Source organism: Shigella sp. FC1661 (genome assembly GCF_001712525.1).
Classification (GTDB): domain Bacteria; phylum Pseudomonadota; class Gammaproteobacteria; order Enterobacterales; family Enterobacteriaceae; genus Escherichia; species Escherichia coli.
The window spans coordinates 1-1673 of sequence record NZ_MDGW01000303.1 but is presented as its reverse complement, the minus strand read 5'-3'; the positions used below and the strand labels follow the sequence as shown (position 1 = coordinate 1673).

At 56.2% G+C, this 1673-nt stretch carries 1 protein-coding gene, 1 pseudogene and 1 other annotated feature; of the genes and pseudogenes, one reads left to right on the top strand and one right to left on the bottom strand.

The features are described from left to right. Positions 1–719, bottom strand: a pseudogene (locus tag BFF42_RS16320) (IS3-like element IS629 family transposase); the annotation flags it as partial. After that, positions 323–438 (bottom strand) — a sequence feature (AL1L pseudoknot). (Overlaps the previous pseudogene by 116 nt.) On the opposite strand from BFF42_RS16320, the gene BFF42_RS16315 reads away from it, so the two are divergent. Beyond that, positions 642–1673 (top strand): IS91 family transposase (locus BFF42_RS16315; RefSeq protein WP_371462418.1); only part of this gene is annotated, 1032 nt, incomplete at its 3' end. The pseudogene BFF42_RS16320 and the gene BFF42_RS16315 sit on opposite strands and share 78 nt — an antisense overlap.

Here is a 1673-nt window from a genome sequence, read left to right as displayed (position 1 = left end):
ACCCACAGCTGGTCAGGTCGTTCTGCCACGAACTGACGGTTTACGCGGTCGCCTGCGGCAACGGCTTTCCGGCTGATGGTCGTACGGACCTTTTTACCCCGGAGAACACCGGCAAGTCCCATAACCGCCATGAGACGTGCCACAGTGCATCTGGCCACTCTGATACCTTCCCGTAACAACTGACGCCAGACTTTACACCGTATACCTTGTGATTTTCATCGTATACGCGCTGTATCTCTTTCTTCAGCCAGTCATCGCGCTGCGCACGGGCACTGCGTTTATCCGGATGATGTCGCTGTTGCTGACAGTGGTAATACGTTGACGGGGCAATATGCAGTTCGCTGCATAGCGGTCCGACCCCGTACTGCTCACGCAGCTTATCCAGCAGTGGCATCATTTTTCCAGAGGCGGTCGAACTCCGCCTTCGCAAAATAAGCGGAAGCCTGGCGAAGGATATCGTTACTGCGGCGCAGTTCACGATTTTCACGCTCCAGCTCTTTCAGACGCTGACGTTCAGCGGTGGTGAGCCCTCCATCACCGCCCCCGGTATCCCGCTCATGCTGGCGAACCCAGACACGCAGAGTCTCCGGCGTACAGCCAATCTTTGGAGCAATGGAACAAATTGTCGCCCATTGTGAGTCATATTCGCCCTGACTTTCCAGAACCATACGGACTGCCCGTTGACGGACTTCGGGGGAAAAACGAGTATTTTTAGTCATCCTGTTTACCTCTTTCTCAGGAAGTTTAGTCTCCAGGATTCCCGGGGCGGTTCAGTCACAAAAATGCTGGCCTGCGGCACGCGGATACTGGGAGTGAAGGAATACATCTGCGATAAACCTGAGTGCCCCCACGTCAGATACGTCACTAACTCATGCGGCAGCCGTGCCTGCCCGTCCTGCGGAAAAAAGGCCACAGACCTGTGGATAGCGACACAGCTGAATCGTCTTCCTGACTGCGACTGGGTACACCTGGTCTTCACCCTGCCGGACACGCTGTGGCCGGTGTTCGAAAGCAACCGGTGGCTGCTGAATGACGTGTGCCGTCTGGCGGTGGAGAATCTGCTGTATGCCGCCCGGAAACGGGGGCAGGAACCCGGTATCTTCTGCGCCATCCACACGTATGGCCGTCGTCTCAACTGGCATCCGCATGTACATGTGTCTGTAACCTGTGGAGGTCTGAATAAGCATGGTCAGTGGAAAAAGCTGAGCTTCCTGAAAGACGCGATGCGTTCACGGTGGATGTGGAATATGCGGCAGCTGCTTCTGAAAGCGTGGTCAGAGGGGCTGGCGATGCCGGAGTCGTTGTCACATATCACGACGGAATCACAGTGGAGAAGCCTGGTGCTGAAAGCCGGAGGAAAATACTGGCATGTGTACATGTCGAAAAAAACGGCCGGCGGGAGGAATACGGCGCGCTACCTGGGTCGTTATCTGAAGAAGCCGCCGATAGCGGCCTCCCGGCTGGCACATTACAACGTAGGGGCGAGCCTGAACTTCCGTTACCTGGACCACAAAACGGGAGAAACGGCGACGGAAACGCTGACACAGCGTGAGCTGGTCGCGAGGCTGAAACAGCACATCCCGGAGAAGTTTTTTAAGATGGTGAGGTACTTCGGGTTCCTTGCCAACCGGGTGTGTGGAGAGAAGCTGCCGCAGGTGTACCGTGCTCTGGGG